Below are 21,928 nucleotides of genomic sequence, written 5' to 3' on the forward strand. Positions count from 1 at the left end.
CTCACGCCACCGGTTTGAGCACGCCGTCCAGCGCCACGGCTCCGGCGCCGTGCTTGGCCTCGATGCCGCGGCGCTGCTCGTCGGTGGCCACCCAGACCAGCACGTCCACCTGGTTGCGCAGCACGTTGGTCGAGGCCGAGACGAGAGCGCCGCCCAGCTCGGCCTCGACCTCCCGCTGGATCTCCCGCAACTCGCTCTCGCTGCGCGCCGCGCCGCTGACGCACAGCGCGCCGCCCCACACCTCGCGGATCCACGCCTCACGACCGGACAGGTCGCCGGTGAACTTCAGGTTGAGCACCAGCCGCAGCGGGTCGTTGGCCTCGGGTGACTCCGCGGGCTTGCCCTCCATGTAGCTCTGGTCGATCCAGGCGCCCGCGAACTCCTCGACCGCGCCGGCCCGCGACATCGCCTGTTCCATCGCCTGCTGCGTGGCCCTGGCGGGATCGACGGGCCGCCAGCCGCCCTCCGGCGCCGGGCACGGGCTGGTGAAGTCCACCTGACGAGCAGGGGCCGCCTTCGCGGACGGGCCGGGCGGCTCGGTGAGCGTCAGCCGGGCGCCGTCCCAGGTGCCTACGACGCGGTAGTCGCCCCACTTCACGCCGCCCTGCGACTCGTGATCCACCTTGTTCCAGTCCCAGCCGACGACGTCCGGACCGCCGCACTGCGGTGGCAGCGACTCCATGATCATCATGCACAGCTGCGGCCCGTGACCGCCGCCTTCGAGCACCGTCAGGCTGGCCTCGTACCGGGGTGGGGCCGCCGCCTCCGACGCGCCGCAGCCCGCCAGGGCCAGGGTGGTCAGCAGGCCGAGGGCCGCCGTTCGCCGATTCATACCCCTTCGACGTCGGCGACCCCCGGAGTGGTTCATGAGTCCTCAGAACGCGACAACAACCCCATCGCGGCACTAGGCTGACGGACATCACCGGCGAAACCGTGCGGGAGAGTGCCCTGACAGCCGGTCAGGGTCCCTGAAGGAGCAAGCCCTCCCCGCAAACCTCTCAAGGCAAAGGACCGCACGGCCTATGGTGACCTCTGGAAAGCAGGCCCGCGGGGCCTCGCCGAAGGTGAAAGTCCGGCAAAACTCGGGCGAAGCTCTCAGGCATCGATGACAGAGGGGGAGGATGCTGGCATCCAATCCTGTCCAGAGGTGCGACAAATGTCCCGACCAACACCGCTACGAGACGTTCACGAGAGCCTCGGCGCCACGCTCACCGACTTCGCCGGGTGGCTCATGCCGCTCCGGTACGGGAGCGAGTCCGCGGAGCACAACGCCGTTCGCCAGGCGGCCGGGCTGTTCGACCTCTCCCACATGGGCGAAATCTTCCTGACCGGGCCGCAGGCCGGGCAGGCGCTCGACTACGCGCTGGTCGGCCACCTGTCGGCGCTGGCGACCGGGCGGGCCAGATACACGATGATCGTCAACGAGCGGGGCGGGGTGCTCGACGACCTCATCGTCTACCGGCTCGACGACGACGAGTTCATGGTCGTGGCAAACGCCTCGAACTACGAAAAAGTGGCAAAAGAGCTGATTGAGCGGTCGAAGGCGTATGACGTGCTGGTCGAGGACCGGTCGGACCAGTACGCGCTGATCGCCGTACAGGGGCCCCGGTCCCAGGAGATCCTCGCCACGCTCACCGACGCCGACCTCGACGGGCTCAAGTACTACGCGGGCCTGCCCGACCTGGTCGACGGGCGGCAGGCGCTGATCGCCCGCACCGGCTACACCGGCGAGGACGGGTTCGAGCTGTTCGTCGCCAACCAGGACGCGGTTCCGCTCTGGCACGCGCTCATGGCGGCGGGCGAGCCGCACGGCCTCAAGCCCGCCGGCCTGTCCAGCCGCGACACCCTCAGGCTCGAAGCCGGCATGCCGCTCTACGGCAACGAACTGAGCGTCGAACTGACCCCGTTCGACGCGGGGCTGGGCAGAGTGGTGAAATTCGACAAGCCGGGCGACTTCGTCGGCCGGTCGGCGCTCGAGGCGATCAAGGACGACCCGCCCCGGCGCCGGCTCGTCGGCCTGGTCGCGCGGGGACGCCGGGTGCCGCGCCACGGCTACCCGGTCACCAAAGACGGCGCCGTCGTCGGCGAGGTCACCAGCGGTGCGCCCTCCCAGAGCCTGGGCAGGCCCATCGCGATGGCCTACGTGGACACCGAGGCCGAGTCAGGCCTGGCCGTGGACATCCGGGGCAGCCATGAACCTATGGACCTGGTAGAGCTGCCCTTCTACAGGAGGAACAAGTGAGCAACATCCCTGACGACCTGAGCTACACCAAGGAGCACGAGTGGGTGGCCGGCCTCGACGACGGCCTCACCGTGACCATCGGCGTCACGGCCTTCGCCGCCGAATCTCTTGGTGACGTCGTCTTTGTGCAGCTCCCCGACGTCGGCTCGACCGTCGAGCCGGGCGACTCCATCGGCGAGGTGGAGTCGACCAAGTCGGTGAACGAGATCTACACCCCCGTCGGGGGTGAGATCGTCGAGGTGAACCAGGCCGTGGTCGACGACCCGAGCCTGGTCAACAGTGACCCGTACGGCGACGGTTGGATGTTCCGGGTGCGCGTCGAGGGCGACGCCGAGGACGTGCTCTCCGCCGAGGAGTACAAGGCACTCACCTCAGGCGATTCCTGACCTTTTGCCGGGGCCCTGCGACGGGCCCCGGCACCAGCATGAAAGGCGCCATCAATGGCGATCAGCGTCTTCGACCTCTTCAAGATCGGCATCGGCCCGTCGAGCTCCCACACGGGAGGCCCGATGGCGGCCGCGCACAAGTTCGCCCGCGGGCTGCACGACGACGGCCTGCTCTCCCGGGTCGCGCGGGTCGAGGCCATCCTGTACGGCTCGCTCGGCCTGACCGGCAAGGGCCACGGCAGCGACAAGGCGGTCCTGCTCGGCCTGTCCGGCGAGAAGCCCGAGCTCGTCGACGTCGACTCCATCGACGGCCGCCTGGCCGAGATGCGCGAGTCGGGCACGGTCAAGCTGTACGGGACGCACGAGATCCGCTTCGTCGTGGGCGAGCACCTCGTCTTCGAGCGCAAGATCTCGCTGCCCGAGCACCCGAACGGCATGCGCTTCACCGCGTACGACGCCGACGGCGGGCAGCTGAGGGAGAAGGTCTACTTCTCGGTGGGTGGCGGCTTCGTCGTCGACGAGAAGGCCACGGGCGCCGACCGCATCAAGCCGGACGACACCGTCCTGCCCTACCCGTTCACCACGGGCGAGGAGCTGCTCAAGCACTGCTCCAACACGGGCCTGTCGATCTCGGCGCTGATGCTGGAGAACGAGAAGGCGTTCGGCCGCACCGAGGAGGAGATCCGCTCGGGCCTGCTGCGGCTCTGGGCGGTCATGTCGGAGTGCGTGCGCCGGGGCATCTCCAAGGAGGGCGTCCTGCCCGGCGGTCTCAAGGTCAAGCGCCGCGCCAACCAGCTCCACCGCCGCCTGCAGTCGGAGCCCGCGGAGAAGGACCCGCTGCAGGCCATGGACTGGGTCGCGCTGTTCGCGCTGGCGGTCAACGAGGAGAACGCCGCCGGGGGCCGCATCGTCACCGCCCCCACCAACGGCGCCGCCGGCATCATCCCGGCCGTCCTGACGTACTACACCCGCTTCGTCCCGCACGCGGACGAGGAGGGCGTGGTCCGCTTCCTGCTGACGGCGGGCGCGATCGGCGTGCTGTTCAAGGAGAACGCCTCGATCTCGGGCGCCGAGGTGGGCTGCCAGGGCGAGGTCGGCTCCGCCTGCTCGATGGCCTCGGCCGGCCTCACGGAGGCCCTCGGCGGCACGCCCGAGCAGGTCGAGAACGCGGCCGAGATCGGCATCGAGCACAACCTGGGCCTGACCTGCGACCCGATCGGCGGCCTGGTCCAGATCCCGTGCATCGAGCGGAACGCGGTGGCCTCCAACAAGGCCATCACGGCCGCCCGGATCGCCCTGCGCGGCGACGGCCGCCACTTCGTGCCGCTGGATCGTGCCATCAAGACGATGCGGGACACCGGGCGGGACATGCTGGACAAGTACAAGGAGACCTCACGCGGCGGCCTGGCCGTCAACGTGATCGAGTGCTGACCTCACCCTGATGGCCGCCGGGTCAGCGGCGGACGTGCAGGCGGACGACGGTGCTCGCCTCGTCGTCGCGGACCTCGCGGCGGATCCTGCCGACGATGTCGTGGTCCAGCTTGCTCACCACCGCGCCGACGTCCGCGGTGGACGGGCACGTCAGGGTGACGCGCAGGCCGTTCTCGGTGACCCGCACCGCCGACCGGCCCAGCCCTTCCACGCCCTTCAGCCCGACGAAGAGCATCGCGGTGCCCGTGCCGTTGCGGGCGCCGCGGCGGCCCCAGCCGAGGCTGAGCAGGAGCCAGCGGAGCGAGACCAGCGACAGGAGCAGGAAGCTCAGGGCCAGCACCCACAGGGGCCAGGGCTCGTCGGCCAGCACCCGGCGGACCTGGTTCGGGAGGACCTTGGCGGTGGCGGGCAGGTCGAAGAAGCGGCCGTGGCCGCGGAGCCAGGCGTACACGCCCAGGCCCAGCAGGGTGCCGCCCACGATGGCCAGGCCGACGCGGTTGCCCGCGTACTGCCGCATCGCGGCCCCCTTGCCGCGCGGGGGTGTCCGTTGCGCGTCCGTACGTTCGGGCATCAGGCCCCCTCTCCGCGTGGCCGGGGCCTCTCGGCGCGTTCGGGCATCAGGCCCCCTTTCTGCGCAGCCGGACCACGACCTCGCCCGTGCCCAGCGTGCCCACGCCCGCCAGCCGGTCGCCCACCGCCGTGCCGACCTGCCTGAGCATCGTGCCGGAGCTCTCCGTCCCCGTCATGACCGTGACCTCGATGGTGCTCCTGCGCAGCCGTACCCGGGCCCGGTCCACCCCCGGCACCTGCTGGGCGGCCGCGCGGAGCGTGCGGCGCAGGCCCGAGCGGGTGATGCCGATGACGGTCCGCGGGTCGGACGTCTCCACCGGCACCAGCCTCGACTGGCCGGGCACGATCGCCAGCAGCAGCATGAACGTGCCCGCGCCCACCATGCCCGCGGCGGCGGTGGCCAGCTCGGGCCAGGTGGTCCTGCTTGCGAGCTCGACCAGTCTGTTCACGGGGACCCAGCCGAGCCGGTGGCCGAGCAGCCCTGACACGATCTCGGCCGCCGTCGCCCCCAGCCCGGCGGCCAGCGTGAGCGCGACGAGGGCTCCAGGGAGGGTTCGCGCCGGCCTGAGCGCCCTGCTCGCCCGGCGCAGCCCGGTGTGCCGCGCGGGGACGGCGGCGCCGGGGACTGTCTGCTGAAGCGTGGTCATCACAACGACACACGTACACGGGTCCCCCGGGGCCGGAACCGCGCCCCCGCCGCCCGTTTGCCCGAACATTACGGGGCGGCCAACAAGGTGAACAACACTCATATTCATTTGCCCGATATGCCGTTACGCTGCCCATATGGACGACCGCCAGCGCTATGACCGCGCCACAGCGGTCCTCGAGCCGCCGTTCGCGATCCTCGATCTGGCGGCCATGCGGGCCAACGCGGCGGACCTCGTACGGCGGGCGGCGGGCAAGCCGATCCGGGTGGCCAGCAAGTCGGTCCGCAGCCGCCCCGTGCTCGAACGCATCCTGGCCATGGACGGCTTCCGCGGCATCATGGCCTTCACGCTCCCCGAGGCGCTGTGGCTGGCCTCCCACGGGTTCACGGACATCCTGGTGGCCTACCCGACGGCCGACCGGCACGCGCTGGCCGAACTGGCCGGGGACGAGAACGCGGCCAGGCACATCACCCTGGCCATCGACTCGACCGCCCACCTGGACTTCACCGAGGCGGCCGTGGCCGGGGTGAGCCCCCGGGCCGAGATCCGGACCTGCATCGACATAGACGCCGGATATATCGCCTTTGGCGGGAAATTTCGGGCTGGGGTGCTCCGCTCGCCGATCCGCGAGCCCGACGAGGCCGCCGACCTGGCCGCCGCCGTCGCCAAGCGCCCCGGGTTCCGGGTGGCCGGGCTGATGGCGTACGAGGCCCAGATCGCCGGGCTCGGCGACGACCCGCCCGCGAACGCCGCCTACACCCGCGCCGTCCGCATCATGCAGGCCCGCTCGGCCAGGGACCTCATCCTCAGGCGCGGCCGCATCGTGAACGCCGTCCGCCAGATCACCGACCTGGAGTTCGTCAACGGCGGCGGCACCGGGTCCGTCGAGCGCACCGTACGCGAGAAGGCCATCACGGAGGTGGCGGCCGGATCCGGCTTCTTCCACCCGAGGTTGTTCGACTTCTACCGCCGCTTCACCGGGCACCCGGCCGCGCTCTTCGCATTGCCGGTGGTGCGCCGCCCGAGCGTGGACACCGTGACCGTGCTCGGCGGCGGTTATCTGGCCTCGGGCACGCCGGGCCAGAGCCGCCTGCCGCAGCCGTACCTGCCGGCCGGGCTGCGCTACGCCCGGGACGAGGGGGCGGGCGAGGTGCAGACCCCGCTGCTCGGCCAGGCGGCCCAGGACCTGCGGATCGGGGACCGGGTGTGGTTCAGGCATGCCAAGGCGGGCGAGATGTGCGAGCGCTTCGACGCGCTCCACCTCATCGACGGCGACACGCTGGTGGAGTCGGTGCCCACGTACCGGGGCGAGGGCCGGACCTTCCTCTGAGGGCCCCCGGCGAGCCCCTGCGGGTCAGCGGCGCCTGCGGCGGCGCCAGAGCATGACGGCCGCCCCCACGACCAGCACCGCGCCGATCCCGATCAGCACCGGCGCCAGGTCGGGCCGCTCCTCCTCCCACATCTCATCGGGATGCTCGCCGGCTTCGACCGGCCGCGACGTCACCCCCAGCGCGTCGCCCACGGACGCCACGAAGTGCGTGGCCCTGCTCTTGACGTCGGACACCGTGCGCTCGGCGACCCGCTTGGGGCTCACCCGGTCGGCTATGGCGTCGACCGTCTGCGCCAACTCCGCGCGTGTCCGCGCGATCCGCCGCTCCAACTCGTCCGGATCGGTGTCAGCCATGGCTCTCCTCTCGGCCTCATGCGTGGCCGCGCCCGCTCCGCGTGCCGTGCGAGCTCCGTCGTTCGTGGTGCTGATCAGTCTGTCAGGTCGGCGCGCCGTACGGCACGGCGGCCAGGCCGGTAGGTTGGCGGGAAGGAACTCAGGAGGGCCCATTGACCGAAACCAAGCTCGCGCCCGGCGACGCCGCGCCCGAGTTCACGCTACCCACCGCCGACGGCGAGGCCGTCTCGCTTGACGCCTACCGCGGCAAGCGGGTGATCCTCTATTTCTACCCTGCCGCGATGACGCCCGGCTGCACCAAGCAGGCCTGCGACTTCCGCGACAACCTCGGCCAGTTGACGGCCGAAGGTTTCGTCGTTCTCGGCGTGTCTAAGGACAAACCGGAAAAACTTGCCAAATTCGCCGAACGTGACGCCCTGACCTTCCCCTTGTTGTCCGACCCCGACCTGACCGTGCATCAGGCCTACGGCGCGTACGGCCCGAAGAAGCTGTACGGCAAGGAGGTCGTGGGGGTCATCCGCTCGACGTTCGTCATCGACGCGGACGGAAAGGTGGAGCAGGCGCTCTACAACGTGAAGGCCACGGGCCACGTGGCCGGGCTCAAGAAGAAGCTCGGCCTCAGCTGACCACCCGGCGGGCCCTCCAGGAGGGCCCGTTCCACAATAAATGTGGCAATTGCCCAGATATGACATCTCTTTAGGTCGCCAAAAAATGTCGGTCGCGTTTTCCAGGCTTGCGCCGTGGCAGCTTATATCAAGCATTCCCACGAGTTGCTCGCGGAGGCGGCGGCGAAGTCTCGCAGCGTCGCCGATGTGCTCCGCCGCCTCGGCATCAAGTGGACGGGCGGCAGCCATGCCCACATCAGCAGGCGACTGAGACACTTCGGCATCGATACGTCTCCCTTCGTCGGTCAGGCCCACGGCAAGGGACGTCGCTCCCCTACCCTGCGCCCCTACCAGCAGGTGCTCGTGCTTCGCCCACCCGGGTCCATCCGCGAGAAGGCACCCGTACTTCGCCGCGCATTGCGCGAAGCCGGGGTCTCGTACGCGTGCGCAAGCTGTAGAATCGAGGGTACGTGGCAGGGAAGGCCGCTGACGCTCCACGTTGACCACGTCAACGGCGATTGGCTCGACAATCGAAGGGAGAATCTGCGCTTCCTGTGCCCGAATTGCCATTCTCAGACCGGGAACTACGCAGGAAAGGGAAAGGCGAAAAGGGGTCGTAGCCCAATGGCAGAGGCGCAGTCTTTAGGTGGCTGTTAGTGTGGGTTCGAATCCCACCGGCCCTACCAGTGTGATGTCTCATTGCATCGAAAACCCTCGAACCTACGGGCTCGAGGGTTTTCTCTTGTTCTGGAGCCGGCAGTCGCGGATGGGGTTCGACAGTCAGCTCGCGGAAGAGTTCTTCGTGGCATCGACGACGCCACGCAGGTCGGCACCCAGGGGCATGACGTGCTTCGTCCGTCACCGATGCGGTGAAGCCCCTGGGCACGAGACCAAGACTCTTGATCGTCAGGGTCAGCCGGCGGCGAGCGAGCCGACGATCGAGGCGCGTGCCGCGCGGCGGGCCGGGAGCACGGCGGCCAGCACGCCGGCCGCCCCGGACAGCAGCACGAACAGCGCGATCTGCCCGGTGGGCACCGACAGGACGGCCCCGTCCAGCATCACCCTGATCGCGGCCCAGCCGAAGACCCCGCCGAGCACCACCCCCACCAGCGCTCCGATCAGCCCGAGCACCAGCGCCTCGACGGACAGCATCCGGCGCAGCTGCGGCCGGGTCAGGCCCAGGGCGCGCAGCAGCGCCGACTCCCGGGTGCGCTCGTGGACCGACAGGGAGAGCGTGTTGGCGATGCCCAGGAGCGAGATCAGGATCGCCAGCCCCAGCAGCCCGGTGATGATCATGAGCAGCATGTCCAGCGTCTCGTCGAACTGGCCGCGTACCTCCGTCGAGCTGGACACCTGCACGGTCGGGTAGGCCGCGACGGCGGCGTCCACCACCTTGCGGGCCCGCTCGGGCGCCACGCCGTCCTTGATGTTGATCAGGACGCGGGAGTCGGGCAGAGCGCCGAAGTACGTGTCGAACGCCGCCTCCGCGACCATGACCGACGGCAGCGTCGACTGGGCCCCGTCGAGCAGCGCCACCACCTTCAGCGAGACGACCCCGGCCTCCCTGGTCTTCATCGAGACCGAGTCGCCGAGCCGCACACCCCGCTCCGTGGCCACGTTGTCGGCCACCGCCGCCTGCCCGGGGCCGAAGCCCTTCATGGAGCCGGCGGTCACGGACGGGTCGATCGCCCCGCTGAACGTGCCGACCTCGAGCCGCCGGTCCGAGAATTCGGCCTTGGTGGCGCGCACCTGCGCCACGGAGGCCAGCTCCGGCCTGCCGCGCAGCTCCGTGGCCACGGACCGGGGGATGACCGCCTCGCGCTGCTGGCCGGCCAGCATGTAGTCGATCGGGAACTGGTCGTCCAGCTTGGCCGTCAACGTCAGCCTGGTGGACGCGGTGACCACCGAGATCAGCGTCATGAGCGTCACGCCGATGGTCAGCGCGACCGTGGTGGTCGCGGCCCGCTTGGGGTTGCGGCCCGAGTTGTCCACCGCGAGCCGTCCCGGGACCCCGAAGAGCCTGCCGGGGATCCAGCCGACCAGCGTGCTCAGCGGCTTGACCATCACCGGGCCCAGGATCAGCACGGCCAGGAACGTCAGCGCGCCCCCGGCCATGACGACGAAGAGCGAGATCTGCTGGCCGGGCGTGAGCGCGAAGACGCCGACGGCCGTCGTGCCGAGCCCCGCCACCAGGAAGAGCGCGGCGAAGACACCGCGTACGAGGCTCGCGCGGAACGTCTGCTCCTCGGCCTGGCTCCGCAGCGCCGCGATCGGCGCGACCCGGGTGGCCGACCTGGCGGGTAGCAGGGCCGCGCACATCGTGACCGCCAGGCCGACGGCCAGGCCGATCCCGATCGTGGCGGGGCTGAGGGTGACGGCCGCGTCCGTGGGCAGCGGGGCGTCGAACGAGGCCAGGACCATCAGGGTGAGCGAGGCCAGGCCGTACCCGATGACCAGGCCGAGCGCGGAGGCGATCAGCCCCACCACCGTGGACTCCAGCACGATCGAGCCGAACACCTGCCCGCGCGTGGCCCCGATGCACCGCAGCAGCGCCATCTCCCTGGTGCGCTGCGCGACGAGGATGTTGAAGGTGTTGTAGATGACCAGCGCGGCCACCATCATCGCCACGACGCCGAACATCAGCAGGCCCAGCGTGAACATGCGGGTCTCCACCCCGGCCGCCCTGGCCAGGTCGTCGGCCAGCTCGCCGCCGGTCTTGACCACGTACGCGCCGCCCACGGCCGCCGCGACGGCCTGCTTCAGCCCGGGGACCCGGCCCGCCACGTCGATCTCGCGGTAGCCCTCCGCGCCCGTCATCCGCTGCGCGGTGGCGGTGGTGAAGCCGACCGCGCCGGTGTAGGAGAGCTCCTGGTCCACGCCGGGGTCGAGCAGTCCGACCAGCCTGAACTGGTGCTTGCGCTGCTTGGCGTCGAGCACCGTGAGCGTGTCGCCGAGCTTGAAGCCCTGGGCCTTGGCGGTGTTCTTGTCGAGCACGGCGGCCTGGTCGTCGGTGCCGGGGCCGGTGCCCGAGACGATGTCGGTGCGGTCGAGCGGCCCCTGGACGATGGACAGGGCCGTGGTGGGGGCGTTCCCGACGGTCTTGCCGTCCTTGCCGAGCACGGGCGCGGCGGCGCGGATCAGGCCCTGCGCCTCGGTGACGCCGTCCAGGGCGCGCACCTGTTCCAGGACGCGCTCCGGCAGCACCGCGCCGGGGCCTTTGACCAGCACGACCACGTCCACCTTGCCCGCGTCGGCCGTGACGCGCTGCGCGAACCCGGCCTGCACGGTGTCGTTCAGCACGAACGTGCCCGCGATGAACCCCACGCCCAGCGTGATCGCCAGCGCGGTGAGCAGCAGCCGGAGCTTGTGTGCGCGCAGCCCGGCCAGTGCCGTCTTCAGCACCTCGTCACGCCCTTTCCAGCTGTACGAGCGTGTCCAGCACGGACTGCGGCGTCGGCGCGCCGATCTCGGTGACCAGCTCGCCATCGCGCAGGAACACCACGCGGTCGGCGTACGAGGCGGCCACCGGGTCGTGCGTGACCATGACGATGGTCTGGCCCAGCTCGCGTACGGAGGTGCGCAGGAAGGACAGGACCTCGGCGCCGCTGCGGGAGTCCAGGTTCCCCGTGGGCTCGTCGGCGAAGATCACCTGCGGCTTGCTGATCAGCGCCCTGGCCACGGCCACGCGCTGCTGCTGGCCGCCGGACAGCTCGCTCGGCCGGTGCCCGAGCCGGTCCTTCAGCCCGACGGTCTCGATCACCCGGTCGAACAGCTGCTGGTCCGCCTGGCGGGCGGCGATGTCCAGCGGCAGGCGGATGTTCTGCTCGGCGGTGAGCGTGGGCAGCAGGTTGAAGGCCTGGAAGACGAAACCGATCCGCTCGCGGCGCAGCAGCGTGAGCTGCCGGTCGGTCAGCCCGGTCAGCTCCACGTCGCCGATGTGCACGGTACCCGAGGTGGCGGCGTCGAGCCCGGCCAGGCAGTGCATCAGCGTGGACTTGCCGGAGCCCGACGGGCCCATGATCGCGGTGAAGGCCCCGGTGGCGAAGGACACGTTCACCGCGCGGAGGGCGTGCACCTGGGCGTCGCCTTCGCCGTACACCTTGGTCAGATCTCTGGCCACCACCGCGGGCGGGGCCTGGCGCCGGGTATCGGTGAGCGTCACTTTCACTCCTTGTCGCGGTTTTTCAACGCGAACCACGCTAGGAGTGGAAAGTTCAGGATTCGTGGGACCTGCGGATGGACTTCGTGTAGGACTACAGATGACTCCGGTCAGACTTTCGGCCGATGACTTCCGGCCGATGACTTTCGGGTCGATGCGACGGCACGATCAGCCCGGCCTCGTACGCGTACACCACGACCTGGGCCCGATCCCGCAGCCCCAGCTTGGCCAGCACCCGCCCCAGGTGCGTCTTCACCGTCGCCTCCGCCACCTGCAGGCGGCCGGCGATCTCCATGTTGGACAGGCCGCGGGCCACCATGAGCAGCACCTCCCGCTCGCGCGGTGTCAGGTCGGCCGTCGCCACCGGGTCGTCCGTCGGGAGCTGCGCGGCGAACCTGTCCAGCATCCGCCGTAACGTGCTCGGCGACACCACCGAGTCGCCCGCGTGCACGATCTTGATCGCGTCGACCAGGTCGGCCGGCGGCACGTCCTTCAGCAGGAACCCGGCCGCGCCCGCCTTGACCGCGGCGAACGCGTACTCGTCGAGGTCGAACGTGGTCAGGATCAGCACCTTCGGCCCCTGGATGCGGCTGGTGGCCTCGACGCCGTCCATGACCGGCATGCGCACGTCCATGAGCACGACGTCCACCTCGGTGGTCTCCAGCCGCTCCAGCGCCGCGGCGCCGTCGCCGGCCTCGGCCACCACCTCGATGTCCGGCTGGGCCGCGAGCACCATCCTGAACCCGGCGCGCAGCAACTCCTGATCGTCGACCAGCATCACGCGGATCACCCGGCCACCTCCTCTATGCCGCCTTGACCATGGGCAACCTGGCCAGCACCTCGAACCCGCCGCCCCGCAGGGGCTCCGCCGACACGGCGCCGCCGTACATGCCGACCCGCTCGCGCATGCCGATCAGGCCGTGACCGTCGGCGCTCCTGGGAGCCGCCGCGCCCCTGCCGTCGTCGGTCACGCGTACGACGAGCTCGGGGCCGCTGTAGTCGATCTCCACGAGCGCCTGGGCGCCCGGGCCGCCGTGCTTGAGCGCGTTCGTGAGGGCCTCCTGGACGATGCGGTAGACCGCGAGCTGCTGGCCCTCGGGCAACTCGACGGGCACGCCGCCGACCTGGAGCCGCGCGGGCACGGCCGAGCCGCGTACCAGGTCCTCCAGCTGGCCGAGCCCCGGCTGCGGGGTGTAGTCGGTGCCGTCCTGCTCGCCCTCGCGCAGGACGCCGACCAGCCTGCGCATCTCGGCGAGCGCGGCGCGGCCGGTCTTGGAGATGGCCCGGACGGCCTCGCGGGCCTGCTCGGGATCGCTGTCGAGGGCGTAGCCCGCGCCGTCGGCCTGCACCACCATCACGCTGACGTTGTGGGCCACGACGTCGTGCAGCTCCCTGGCGATCCTGGCGCGCTCGGCCGCGGCGGCCATCCTGGCCTGCTGGTCGCGCTCGCGTTCCGCCCGTTCCGCGCGCTCTTCGAGCCCTTCCAGGTATCGCCTGCGCGTGCTGGCGTACAGGCCGGTCAGCCAGACCGTCACGGTGAAGATCGAGGCGCTGAGGAACATCCCCAAGGTGGGCGTGTCCCACCTGGCCAGGGCCAGGAACACCCCCAGCTCCGTCACCAGGCCCGCGGCCAGGCTCCAGCGGAACGAGCACCGGTACGCCACCGCCCAGAGCGCGACCAGCACGGCGAGGTTGGCGGCCAGCGGGTTGACGCCCGCCAGCCACTGCCCGAAGCTGATCAGCGCGATCGCGGCGAACGAGGCGACCGGGCGGTCGCGCCAGAGCAGCGGCAGCAGCAGCATCGCCGAGAGGGCCAGATATCCGGCCACGCCGAGGTGTGGGCCAACGGTCGCGGTCGGGGAGACGGTCGCGTACGGGATCGCCAGGATCGCGCACAGCGTGGCGAGCGGGGCGACCCGGAGGACGCCCGCCAGCTTCTCGTGGCGTCTCGACCACGCCCGCACCTTGCCGAACACACCATCACGATATGTACCGCCGTCTGACCGTTGTTCCGCCTGTAGGTGGAAGTGCGTCTACGACCCAGGTCTTACGTGGCGGTGAACAGACCGGGGTCTTACGCCGGGCTTACGGTGACTTGGGCATTCTTGTCTCTGGGAGCGCCCCTCTAGTGGGCGAGTAAAGGGAGATCGTGATGGCGGATCATGATCGCGACGCCGGGTCGCGCGGTGAAGAGGAAGCACCGCGCGACCCGACCCCTGACGACGATCTTCACGAGTCCGGGGCGCGGAGCCGGCTGAAGTACGGCGAGGCCCCTCCGGGCCCCGGGTTCACCATGCCTCTCGCACCGCCTCGGCATCCCGACTCCTACCGGGAGTTCTTCCGGCAGAAGCAGGCCCAGGTCCTCGGCGCCGGACTCATCGGCCTCGTGATCGGCGCCCTGCTGGGCGGCACCGCCGTGGCGATGGTCAGCGGATTCGCGCACCGGGACGAGGTGCACGGGATGTACTGGCAGGAGCCGGACCGGATGCCCAGGCGTTTCCAGGTGCCCGAGCGCCTCGACTCCGCCTGCGAGGAGAACGGGAAGGACGGCGTCTTTTGCAGCTGGGTAGTGCCGAAGGCCCCGCGTTCTGACGTCCCACCGGCCCCGATCCCGGTCCCCACGAGCAGCGGCTAGACCGCTCAGCGTGGTGTGCGGCCGGGCCAGAGGTCGGCGACCGACTCGGGGTCGAGGAGCGGGCGGGCCACCACCTCGCCCGTTGCACGGTCGATCACGATGCACCCGCCCCCGATCGTCTCCGGCAGCGTGGCCGGGTCGTCGGGTTCGAGCTCGCGTACCCACGCCACATATCCGTCGCGGAACCCATGCACCCCCACCGGCACCGCCTCGTCGGACGCCAGCACGCCGTTGAAGTACTCCTCGGCCAGCGCCCGGGCCTGGTCGAGGTTCATCGCGGCCATCCCTGCCGGTCGAGGACCACGCAGAACACCCCGGTCACCGTCATATAGGCCGGTTCGACGGACATGTGCCCCCTCTGAGCGTCGATCCAGATCACCTCGCCGTCGTAGTTCACCGCGTTCCAGGCGTGGGAGCCGCCTCCGGGCCAGCGCACCACGATGGCGGCAGCGGCCCCGTGCCCGGCGTCGCGCAGCCGCCGCGCGATCATCGGATAGGCGTGCCGCCCCTGCCCCGCGCACTGGAAGCGCTGCCCGACCCACCGCTCGATCCTGGCCAGGCTCCCCTCCTCGCCGGTCAGCAGGGGCCGGCCGATCCGGTCGTACTCCGGGAATCTGGGCGCGGCCGCGGCGGGCTCGCCGTGCCAGGTGGACAGCACGGCCAGCGCGCAGTCGGCCGCGTTGGAGGCCCGGAACGGGTCGTCGGCGGGCCCGCCGCCGTTGATCAGCCGCACCCAGGTGCCGCGCGGGTCGGGGAAGCGATCGCCGGGCCGCAGCGCCTCGGCGAGGTCCTGCTCCACCTGCGGGTCCGGCTGTGCGAGCCCGCCCGGCATCCCGTACGGCCTGGAGTCGGCGAGCCTGGACGGCCGGCGCGTCCGGTCGAACCAGTCGCCCTCCTCGGCGTCGAGGAGGTCACCCGGCATATCGGATATGTCGGGGCGCTCGGACCGCTGATCACCGTCGGGCCAGCGATCGTGCCCGGACCGGCGATCGCGATCGGAGCGAGGATCACGATCCCCGGTCCGGTGGTCACGGTCGGATCGAGGATCATGGTCCTCCGTCCGGTGATCGCGGTCGGGCCGAGGGTCGCGGTCGGATCGGGGATCGGGACCGGTTCGGGGGTCGGCGGGTGCTTCGGGCTCTAAGGTGGCCGGGCCTCCCGAAGAGCGCGCGGGAGCGGTGCCGGTCTCGGCGGCGCGCTCGTAGTCGAGCCACCGCACCCCCTCCGCCACCACAGGGTTGTACTGTCCGTCTGGAAGGACCCACCGGACGCCCGGCTTGCGCTCGCGGAACACGTCCTACCCCCTGTCCTGCTCGACGACCGATCGTAGAGGGGTCGCCGGGGCAGGGAGGGGAAGTCGGCAAGATTCTCCGCCAGAACCATGGGCCGTACCTGCGGAAACAGGGACAAGCGGGGCTCAGGTCACCTTCACCGTGATGGTGTGCCAGCCGGTGGCGCCGTCGGGCGGGGGCGGGGCCCCCTGGTCGGTCTGGGTACGCCCGGCGGCGTCGGTCGCCCGCACCTGGATCGTGTGCTCCCCCGCCGTGGCGTCCCAGTCGATCGACCACTGCCGCCAGGTGTCGGGCCCCGGCACCTGGGCCAGCCTCGCCTGCCGCCACTGCCCCCGATCGACCCTGACCTCCACGGCGTCCACCCCGGTGTGCTGGGCCCAGGCCACACCGGCGATCGTGGCTCGCCCGGCCTTCAGGGAATCGCCCGACTTGGGCACGTCGATCCGTGACTGCGTCTTGATGGGCCCCTTGGCCGCCCAGCCGCGCGGCGTCCAGTACGCCTCGTCCTGGTCGAACCTGGTCACCTTGATGTCCACGACCCACTTGGTGGCCGACACGTACCCGTACAGACCGGGCACCACCTGGCGCACGGGGAAGCCGTGGGCCACGGGGAGGGCCTCGCCGTTCATCGCGATCGCGAACAGCGCGTCGCGGCCGTCCATGACCACGTCAACCGGGGTGCCGCAGGTGAAGCCGTCGGCCGAGGTGGACAGGAGCATGTCGGCGCCGGACCGGAGCCCGGCCCGGCGCAGCACCTCGGCCATGCGGACGCCGAGCCAGCGGGCGTTGCCGACGTACTCGCCGCCGACCTCGTTGGAGACGCAGGTGAGCGTGACGTCGGCCTCGGTGAGCGGCATGCCGAGAAGCTCCTGGTACGTGAGCTCGACGGGCCGGTCGACCATGCCGTGGATGCGCAGCGTCCAGGAGTTGGGATCCACCTGGGGGACGACCAGCGCCGTGTCGACCCTATAGAAGTCCCGGTTATTCGTAATAAATGGAGACAAGCCCCTGATGTGGAGGTCTGCGCCCGCCGGGAGGGGTTTGGCGGGGGTCGCGGGCCTGGGCAGCGCCACCCTCACCCGCGCGGCGTCCACGGCCCGCCGCCCGCCGAGCGCCTGCCCGAGCATGGCGCCGCCGATCGCGACCACCGCCCCACCGGCGGCTCCGGTCAGCAGCCGCCGCCGGTCGAACGTCCACAGGTCCGCCCCGGCCAGCATGACCGCAGGCCGCTCCACGCCGTCACGGGCCGCACCGCTGCCGTCCCTCCTGGCACCGGCGGACTCGGTGGCACCGGTGGGCCGGGGAGCGCCGGTGGGCTCGGTGGCGTCAGTGGGCTCGGTGGACTCGGTCGCATTGGCGGACTCGGCGACACCGGCGGACCCGATCGCGGCGGTGCTGGGGGGCTGGGTGGCGTGGGCGGGCGGGGACGCCGGAAGGGTGAGGGGCTCGCCTGCTGCCCGCCGTACCAGCCATCGCAACGTCCAGGCGCCGGCCGCCACCCCCACCAAGGTCGGCAGCGCGTCCAGGATCCCGGCCTCCGGCCGGGTCAGCACCGCCGCCAGGCCGATCGCCGCGAAAACGGCCAGCCCGGCGAAGCCGTAGGCGAGCCTGCGGACGGCCAGCGTCCCGATGAGAGGCGCGATCACGCCGAGCACCACGATCAGCACGCCCGCGATGAGGACCGTCTTGTCGTTCTCGCCGAACGTCCTGATCGCGAAGTCCTTGACCGGAGCGGGCGTCAGGTCGATCGTCGCGTCGCCCACCGCCACCACGGGCGACGACTTGGCCCCGGCGAACGCGGCCACGAGCTGCGCGATCCCGAGGGCCACGCCCCCGGCCACCAGCCCCATCAGGGCCCGCGCCCAGGCGGGCACCACCGAATTACTCTGCACAGTCCGACGTTACGCCGCCCGGCCCCGAGCGGTTCTTACACGGTGGTTACGAGCTGAGCAGATCGCGCACGACGGGCGCCAGCGCGCGGAAGGCCCGGCCCCGGTGGCTGATCGCGTCCTTCTCCTCCGGCGACAGCTCGGCCGTCGTGCGCTCCTCGCCGTCGGGCACGAAGATCGGGTCGTACCCGAACCCGTTGGACCCCCGGCGGGCGGAGATCAGATGGCCCTGGAGCGCGCCCTCCACCACCCGGGACTCCCCCGAGGGCAGCGCCAGCGCGGCGGCGCAGGCGAAGTGCGCGGTCAGCTTGTCGGCGGGCACGTCGGAGACCTGCGCGAGCAGCAGGTCCAGGTTGGCCTGGTCGTCGCCGTGCCGCCCCGACCAGCGGGCGGAGAAGACGCCCGGCATGCCGCCCAGCACGTCGACGCAGAGCCCCGAGTCGTCTGCCACCGCGGGCAGCCCCGACCCCTGAGCCACGGCGTGCGCCTTGAGCAGCGCGTTTTCCTCGAACGTGACGCCGGTCTCGGCGACGTCGCCGATCGAGGGGAACTCCTCGAGCCCGACGATGTCGAACCCGGACAGGATCCGGCGCAGCTCCGCGATCTTGCCCGCGTTGCGGGTGGCCAGCACGATCCTCATGAGCCCAGGGCTTCCTGCTGGATCAGCGTGAGCTCCTCGCAGCCGGCCGTCGCCAGGTCGAGGAGCTGGTCGAGCGCCGCGCGGTCGAAGGGGGCGCCCTCGGCGGTGCCCTGCACCTCGACGAAGCTGCCCTCGCCGGTCATCACGACGTTCATGTCGGTCTCGGCGGCCACGTCCTCGGTGTAGCAGAGGTCGAGCAGCGGCACCGAGCCGACCACCCCGACGGACACGGCCGCGACCGAGCCGATCAGCGGCTCGCCCGGGCACATGCGGCGCTCGCGCATCCAGGCGATCGCGTCGGCGAGCGCGACATAGGCACCGGTGATCGCGGCGGTCCTGGTGCCGCCGTCGGCGTCCAGCACGTCACAGTCGAGCAGAATGGAGTTTTCCCCCAACGCCTTGTAATCGACGCAAGCGCGGAGGGAACGCCCGATCAACCGGGAAATCTCGTGGGTCCGGCCGCCGATTTTGCCGCGGACCGATTCGCGATCGTTACGAGTATTGGTCGCCCGGGGCAGCATGGCATATTCGGCCGTAACCCACCCCTGGCCGCTGCCCCTTCGCCACCGGGGCACGCTGTCCTGGACCGAGGCCGCGCACAGCACCCGCGTGTTGCCGAATTCGACCAGCACCGATCCCTCGGCGTGAGCGAGCCACTGCCTGGTGATGGTTATGGGACGTAGCTGGTCAGGGTTGCGGCCATCCTGTCGGGACATGCAGATCACCCTATCTCCGCGCCACGACACTCTTGACCAAATGTGTCCGCCACATGGATCCTTACGCAATGACAACGGGGGTGTTGCGTAACCCTGACTTCCTGCGGTTCCTCAGTTCGCACGTTGCCAGTGAACTAGGCGCGAATATCTCCCGTGTTGCGCTTCCGCTGGCGGCCGTGCTCGCGCTGAACGCCGGTCCGGTGGAGATCGGGGTCCTGTCAGCGCTGCAGACGACGGCCTTCCTGCTGATCGGTCTGCCCGCGGGGGTGTGGGTCGACCGGATGCGCCGGCGGCGCGTGATGCTGGCCTCCGACCTGGCCAGGTTCCTGCTGCTCGCCAGCATCCCGCTGGCCGCGGAGCTGGGGCTGCTGACGATCGGCCTGATGTTCGCCATCGCGCTGCTGGCCGGCGTGGCCCAGGTCTTCAACGACGTGGCGGACCAGACGTACCTGCCGGAGCTGGTCGGCACCGGGCAGCTCACCGACGGCAACTCCAAGCTGGAGATCGTGCGGTCGGGCTCGTTCCTGTCCGGGCCGGCCGTGGGGGGCGCGCTGGTGCAGCTGCTGGGGGCGCCGCGCACGCTGTTCGCCACCGCGCTCGGCGCGCTCGCCTCGGTGGTCTTCCTGGGCACGATCAAGGCCCCCGACAAGCCGCCCGCCGTCACCGAGCGCACCCCGCTGCTGCGCGGCATCCGCGAGGGCCTGTCGTTCCTGTGGCGCGACCGGCTGCTGCGCATGTTAGCCACCTCGACGGTGGCCGGAAACCTGTGCACCAGCGCCGTGCTCGGCCTGTCGGTGCTGTTCCTGGCCCAGGTGGTCAAGCTGCCCCCCAGCACCATCGGCCTGCTGCTCATGTCGGGCGGCATCGGCGGCCTGATCGGCGGCTTCACCGGCTCCTGGCTGTCCAGGCGGTACGGCACCGCCAGGATGACCTGGCTGGCGGTCATCCTGGGCTCGCCCTTCGGCCTGCTGCTGCCGATGACGCAGGCCGACTGGCGGGTGGTGTGCTTCGCGATCACTTCGATCGCGCTCACTTGGAGCGCGACATTGTTGAACGTGGGCCAGGTCACCTACCGCCAGACCGTGACCCCCGAGCATCTGCTCGGCCGGGTCAACGCGTCGGTGAGGTTCATGACCTGGGGCATCATGCCGCTGGGAGCGCTGTTCGGCGGGCTCTTGGCCCAGCAGATCGGGGTGCGCGAGGCCCTGTGGGTGATCATGGGGGCCCGGCTGCTGACCTTCGTGCCGCTGCTGTTCTCCCCGTTGCCCCGCATGCGCGACTTCACCCAGGCTCAGGCCAGGTCGTAGACCGCGCCGCTGCGGGCCAGCTCGATCGGGCCGTCGAAACCGCCTCCCATCGCCTCCTCGAGCACGGTGGCCTGGTCGTTCCACGGGACGAGGTGGGTGAGCACGAGCCGTCCGACGCCGGCCTCGGCCGCGTGCCGGGCGGCCTGGCGGCCGGTCAGGTGCAGGTCGGCGGGCAGGTCCGGGCCCTCCACGAACGACGCCTCGCACAGCAGCAGGTCGGCGCCCGTGGCCAGCTTCACCAGTTCGCTCGACTCGCCGGTGTCGCCGGAGTAGGCCACGCACCGGCCGCCGCCGGTCACGCGGAAGCCGTACGCCTCGACCGGGTGGTTGACCAGCCCGGCGGTCAGCGTGAACGGCCCGATCTCGAACGAGCCCGGCGCCAGCGGCACGAAGTCGAACGCGGTCTCCAGGCCCGGCTCGTCCGGCATCCCGTACGCGGCCGACAGCCGGGCGGGCGCGTCGGCCGGCGCGTAGACGGGCAGGGTGGGGTACGGCGCGCCGGGCCCGTACGTGCGGACCACGTGGTAGGAGCACAGGTCGAGACAGTGGTCGGCATGCAGGTGCGACAGGCAGATCGCGTCCACGTCGCACACGCTGATGTGGCGTTGGAGCGCGCCGAGCGACCCGTTGCCGAGGTCGAGCAGCAGCTTGAACCCGTCCGCCTCGATGAGGTAGCAGGACGCGGGGCTGTCGGGCCCGGGGAAGCTGCCCGAACACCCAACGATGGTCACCTTCATGTGGGCTCCTTCCCGATGCGACGCTCCGCGTCGCTACCCGGCCGCCGGAATCCGGTGTCGTCGCTCGTCAGTCCCGACACCGGCGCGGCCGAGTGGCCGTTAGAGGTAGTACCCCCCACTGGTGCGACTTCGACCGCATCGATCTCCGGCCCCAGGAACCGTCGCCCGAGCCGGGCGAAGAGCAGGGAGTCGCCGGTGGCGCGGAAGCGGTGCCGGGGGGTGGCCTCGCCTCCTGCCGCCAGATCGCGGTCGTGCAGGATCCGGTAGACGTCCTTGGCCGTCTCCTCGGCGCTGGAGACCAGCGTGACACCGTCGCCGACGACATAGGAGATGGCGCCGGTGAGCAGCGGGTAGTGGGTGCAGCCGAGGATGAGGGTGTCGCACCCGGCGGCCCTGATGGGCTCCAGGTACTCGCCCAGGACCTCGATGAGCTCGTCGCTCATCGTCTCCCCGCGCTCGACGTACTCCACCAGGCGTGGGGCGGCCACGCCGGTGAGCTGCACGTCGGGCGCCGCGGTGAAGGCGTCGTGGTAGGCCATGGACTCGATGGTGGCCCTGGTGGCGATCACGCCGACCCTGCCCGTACGGGTGGCGCGCACCGCCCGCCTGGTGGCGGGCTGGATCACCTCGACGACCGGCACGTCGTAACGCTCGCGGGCGTCGCGCAGCACGGCGGCGCTGGCGCTGTTGCAGGCGATCACGAGCATCTTCACGCCGTGGTCGACGAGGTGGTCCATCACCTCCAGGGCGTAGGCGCGGACCTCGGCGATGCGTTTCGGCCCGTACGGCTGACGGGCCGTGTCGGCCACGTACGTAATGGACTCATAGGGCAACTGGTCGATGATCGCGCGCGCGACCGTCAGGCCGCCGACCCCGCTGTCGAAGATCCCAATACTCGCGTCCGGCACGCTCTAGAGGGTAGGCGACCTGCACGATCAACTCTGCGTAAGAATGCTCACAGGTACGACACGGCGACGTGCGAGGGGTG

General features: G+C 70.9%; 23 protein-coding genes, 1 tRNA gene and 1 riboswitch. Of the genes, 9 read left to right on the forward strand and 15 right to left on the reverse strand.

What is annotated here, in order from left to right:
• Nucleotide 1 precedes the first annotated feature (1 nt).
• Nucleotides 2-832: a hypothetical protein gene (locus ACIHFD_RS24340; RefSeq protein WP_397368821.1), complete on the reverse strand. Its 831-nt coding sequence runs from the start codon at nt 830-832 to the stop codon at nt 2-4.
• A 94-nt stretch (nt 833-926) separates the two neighbouring features.
• A riboswitch (glycine riboswitch) is annotated at nt 927-1,024 on the forward strand.
• Nucleotides 1,025-1,156: 132 nt separating this feature from the next.
• Between ACIHFD_RS24340 and gcvT the strand changes: the two genes are divergently transcribed.
• The 3 genes from gcvT to ACIHFD_RS24355 are packed head-to-tail and all read left to right on the forward strand — an operon-like array spanning nt 1,157 to nt 4,059.
• The gene (gene gcvT / locus ACIHFD_RS24345) at nt 1,157-2,242 is read left to right on the forward strand and encodes a glycine cleavage system aminomethyltransferase GcvT (RefSeq protein ID WP_397368822.1); all 1,086 of its coding nucleotides are present in this window, start codon (nt 1,157-1,159) and stop codon (nt 2,240-2,242) included.
• The gene (gcvH, locus tag ACIHFD_RS24350) at nt 2,239-2,628 is read left to right on the forward strand and encodes a glycine cleavage system protein GcvH (protein WP_397368823.1); all 390 of its coding nucleotides are present in this window, start codon (nt 2,239-2,241) and stop codon (nt 2,626-2,628) included. Before gcvT ends, gcvH begins: the two co-directional genes overlap by 4 nt.
• Before the next feature lie 54 nt (nt 2,629-2,682).
• Nucleotides 2,683-4,059: an L-serine ammonia-lyase gene (locus ACIHFD_RS24355; RefSeq protein ID WP_397368824.1), complete on the forward strand. Its 1,377-nt coding sequence runs from the start codon at nt 2,683-2,685 to the stop codon at nt 4,057-4,059.
• 22 nt (nt 4,060-4,081) lie between these two features.
• Here the strand turns inward: ACIHFD_RS24355 and ACIHFD_RS24360 are convergent, their stop codons facing one another.
• A complete protein-coding gene (locus ACIHFD_RS24360) occupies nt 4,082-4,630 on the reverse strand; it encodes a hypothetical protein (RefSeq protein ID WP_350730146.1) in 549 nt (182 codons plus the stop codon).
• Between the two features lie 46 nt (nt 4,631-4,676).
• Nucleotides 4,677-5,276 carry a DUF6286 domain-containing protein gene (locus tag ACIHFD_RS24365; RefSeq protein WP_350730145.1) on the reverse strand — a complete coding sequence of 200 codons (600 nt, stop codon included), beginning with the start codon at nt 5,274-5,276 and terminating at the stop codon, nt 4,677-4,679.
• Between the two features lie 136 nt (nt 5,277-5,412).
• Between ACIHFD_RS24365 and ACIHFD_RS24370 the strand changes: the two genes are divergently transcribed.
• Complete coding sequence (locus ACIHFD_RS24370; RefSeq protein ID WP_363962843.1) at nt 5,413-6,606, forward strand: amino acid deaminase/aldolase; 1,194 nt, start codon at nt 5,413-5,415, stop codon at nt 6,604-6,606.
• 24 nt (nt 6,607-6,630) lie between these two features.
• On the opposite strand, the gene ACIHFD_RS24375 is transcribed toward ACIHFD_RS24370, so the two are convergent.
• On the reverse strand, nt 6,631-6,960 hold the full coding sequence (locus tag ACIHFD_RS24375) for a DUF3618 domain-containing protein (RefSeq protein WP_364250990.1): 330 nt from the start codon (nt 6,958-6,960) through the stop codon (nt 6,631-6,633).
• Nucleotides 6,961-7,112: 152 nt separating this feature from the next.
• Here ACIHFD_RS24375 and bcp point away from each other — a divergent pair, with 152 nt between their 5' ends.
• The 3 genes from bcp to ACIHFD_RS24390 all read left to right on the forward strand — a co-directional run bounded on the left by bcp (nt 7,113) and on the right by ACIHFD_RS24390 (nt 8,251).
• A complete protein-coding gene (gene bcp, locus ACIHFD_RS24380; protein WP_355207238.1) occupies nt 7,113-7,586 on the forward strand; it encodes a thioredoxin-dependent thiol peroxidase in 474 nt (157 codons plus the stop codon).
• A 342-nt stretch (nt 7,587-7,928) separates the two neighbouring features.
• Entirely contained in the window at nt 7,929-8,222 is a 294-nt protein-coding gene (locus tag ACIHFD_RS24385) for an HNH endonuclease (protein ID WP_397368879.1), read from the forward strand.
• Nucleotides 8,176-8,251: transfer RNA gene (locus tag ACIHFD_RS24390), tRNA-Leu, on the forward strand. The genes ACIHFD_RS24385 and ACIHFD_RS24390 overlap by 47 nt, the downstream gene beginning before the upstream one ends.
• Nucleotides 8,252-8,477: 226 nt before the next feature.
• Here the strand turns inward: ACIHFD_RS24390 and ACIHFD_RS24395 are convergent.
• From ACIHFD_RS24395 to ACIHFD_RS24410, 4 genes are all read right to left on the reverse strand, one after another.
• Complete coding sequence (locus ACIHFD_RS24395; protein WP_397368826.1) at nt 8,478-10,967, reverse strand: ABC transporter permease; 2,490 nt, start codon at nt 10,965-10,967, stop codon at nt 8,478-8,480.
• Nucleotides 10,968-10,971: 4 nt separating this feature from the next.
• On the reverse strand, nt 10,972-11,727 hold the full coding sequence (locus ACIHFD_RS24400; RefSeq protein ID WP_350730133.1) for an ABC transporter ATP-binding protein: 756 nt from the start codon (nt 11,725-11,727) through the stop codon (nt 10,972-10,974).
• Between the two features lie 91 nt (nt 11,728-11,818).
• Nucleotides 11,819-12,514, reverse strand: coding sequence for a response regulator transcription factor (locus ACIHFD_RS24405; protein WP_397368828.1), 696 nt, complete (start codon nt 12,512-12,514; stop codon nt 11,819-11,821).
• A 13-nt stretch (nt 12,515-12,527) separates the two neighbouring features.
• Complete coding sequence (locus ACIHFD_RS24410) at nt 12,528-13,700, reverse strand: sensor histidine kinase (protein WP_397368829.1); 1,173 nt, start codon at nt 13,698-13,700, stop codon at nt 12,528-12,530.
• A 176-nt stretch (nt 13,701-13,876) separates the two neighbouring features.
• Between ACIHFD_RS24410 and ACIHFD_RS24415 the strand changes: the two genes are divergently transcribed.
• Nucleotides 13,877-14,359, forward strand: a complete 483-nt coding sequence (locus tag ACIHFD_RS24415) for a hypothetical protein (protein WP_397368830.1) — start codon at nt 13,877-13,879, stop codon at nt 14,357-14,359.
• Nucleotides 14,360-14,364: 5 nt separating this feature from the next.
• Here ACIHFD_RS24415 and ACIHFD_RS24420 read toward each other — a convergent pair whose 3' ends face one another.
• The 5 genes from ACIHFD_RS24420 to rph form a co-directional block, all read right to left on the reverse strand.
• A complete protein-coding gene (locus ACIHFD_RS24420) occupies nt 14,365-14,634 on the reverse strand; it encodes a hypothetical protein (RefSeq protein WP_350730129.1) in 270 nt (89 codons plus the stop codon).
• On the reverse strand, nt 14,631-15,281 hold the full coding sequence (locus ACIHFD_RS24425; RefSeq protein WP_397368831.1) for a toxin glutamine deamidase domain-containing protein: 651 nt from the start codon (nt 15,279-15,281) through the stop codon (nt 14,631-14,633). The genes ACIHFD_RS24420 and ACIHFD_RS24425 overlap by 4 nt, the downstream gene beginning before the upstream one ends.
• A 495-nt stretch (nt 15,282-15,776) precedes the next feature.
• Nucleotides 15,777-17,543 (reverse strand): molybdopterin-dependent oxidoreductase, encoded by a 1,767-nt coding sequence (locus ACIHFD_RS24430; protein ID WP_397368832.1) that lies wholly within the window; start codon nt 17,541-17,543, stop codon nt 15,777-15,779.
• Nucleotides 17,544-17,589: 46 nt separating this feature from the next.
• A complete protein-coding gene (rdgB, locus tag ACIHFD_RS24435; protein ID WP_350730123.1) occupies nt 17,590-18,180 on the reverse strand; it encodes an RdgB/HAM1 family non-canonical purine NTP pyrophosphatase in 591 nt (196 codons plus the stop codon).
• Nucleotides 18,177-18,896, reverse strand: coding sequence for a ribonuclease PH (gene rph / locus ACIHFD_RS24440; protein WP_397368880.1), 720 nt, complete (start codon nt 18,894-18,896; stop codon nt 18,177-18,179). The genes rdgB and rph overlap by 4 nt, the downstream gene beginning before the upstream one ends.
• A gap of 68 nt (nt 18,897-18,964) precedes the next feature.
• Here rph and ACIHFD_RS24445 point away from each other — a divergent pair, with 68 nt between their 5' ends.
• A complete protein-coding gene (locus tag ACIHFD_RS24445) occupies nt 18,965-20,203 on the forward strand; it encodes an MFS transporter (protein ID WP_364251015.1) in 1,239 nt (412 codons plus the stop codon).
• Here ACIHFD_RS24445 and ACIHFD_RS24450 read toward each other — a convergent pair.
• Both ACIHFD_RS24450 and murI read right to left on the reverse strand, forming a co-directional pair.
• Complete coding sequence (locus ACIHFD_RS24450; protein ID WP_397368834.1) at nt 20,188-20,940, reverse strand: MBL fold metallo-hydrolase; 753 nt, start codon at nt 20,938-20,940, stop codon at nt 20,188-20,190. The genes ACIHFD_RS24445 and ACIHFD_RS24450 overlap by 16 nt on opposite strands.
• On the reverse strand, nt 20,937-21,848 hold the full coding sequence (murI, locus tag ACIHFD_RS24455; protein WP_397368835.1) for a glutamate racemase: 912 nt from the start codon (nt 21,846-21,848) through the stop codon (nt 20,937-20,939). The genes ACIHFD_RS24450 and murI overlap by 4 nt, the downstream gene beginning before the upstream one ends.
• Nucleotides 21,849-21,928 lie beyond the last annotated feature (80 nt).

It is taken from the genome of Nonomuraea sp. NPDC051941, assembly GCF_044593615.1.

Bases quoted from the DNA above. Each gene is read 5' to 3' on its own strand.
- ACIHFD_RS24355 (WP_397368824.1), top strand. From the start codon at position 2,683: ATGGCGATCAGCGTCTTCGACCTCTTCAAGATCGGCATCGGCCCGTCG.
- ACIHFD_RS24445 (WP_364251015.1), top strand. From the start codon at position 18,965: ATGACAACGGGGGTGTTGCGTAACCCTGACTTCCTGCGGTTCCTCAGT.
- ACIHFD_RS24415 (WP_397368830.1), top strand. From the start codon at position 13,877: ATGGCGGATCATGATCGCGACGCCGGGTCGCGCGGTGAAGAGGAAGCA.
- ACIHFD_RS24450 (WP_397368834.1), bottom strand. From the start codon at position 20,940: ATGAAGGTGACCATCGTTGGGTGTTCGGGCAGCTTCCCCGGGCCCGAC.
- ACIHFD_RS24375 (WP_364250990.1), bottom strand. From the start codon at position 6,960: ATGGCTGACACCGATCCGGACGAGTTGGAGCGGCGGATCGCGCGGACA.
- ACIHFD_RS24420 (WP_350730129.1), bottom strand. From the start codon at position 14,634: ATGAACCTCGACCAGGCCCGGGCGCTGGCCGAGGAGTACTTCAACGGC.
- gcvT (WP_397368822.1), top strand. From the start codon at position 1,157: ATGTCCCGACCAACACCGCTACGAGACGTTCACGAGAGCCTCGGCGCC.
- ACIHFD_RS24425 (WP_397368831.1), bottom strand. From the start codon at position 15,281: ATGCCGGGTGACCTCCTCGACGCCGAGGAGGGCGACTGGTTCGACCGG.
- ACIHFD_RS24365 (WP_350730145.1), bottom strand. From the start codon at position 5,276: ATGACCACGCTTCAGCAGACAGTCCCCGGCGCCGCCGTCCCCGCGCGG.
- ACIHFD_RS24340 (WP_397368821.1), bottom strand. From the start codon at position 832: ATGAATCGGCGAACGGCGGCCCTCGGCCTGCTGACCACCCTGGCCCTG.
- ACIHFD_RS24370 (WP_363962843.1), top strand. From the start codon at position 5,413: ATGGACGACCGCCAGCGCTATGACCGCGCCACAGCGGTCCTCGAGCCG.
- rph (WP_397368880.1), bottom strand. From the start codon at position 18,896: ATGTCCCGACAGGATGGCCGCAACCCTGACCAGCTACGTCCCATAACC.
- rdgB (WP_350730123.1), bottom strand. From the start codon at position 18,180: ATGAGGATCGTGCTGGCCACCCGCAACGCGGGCAAGATCGCGGAGCTG.
- ACIHFD_RS24360 (WP_350730146.1), bottom strand. From the start codon at position 4,630: ATGCCCGAACGTACGGACGCGCAACGGACACCCCCGCGCGGCAAGGGG.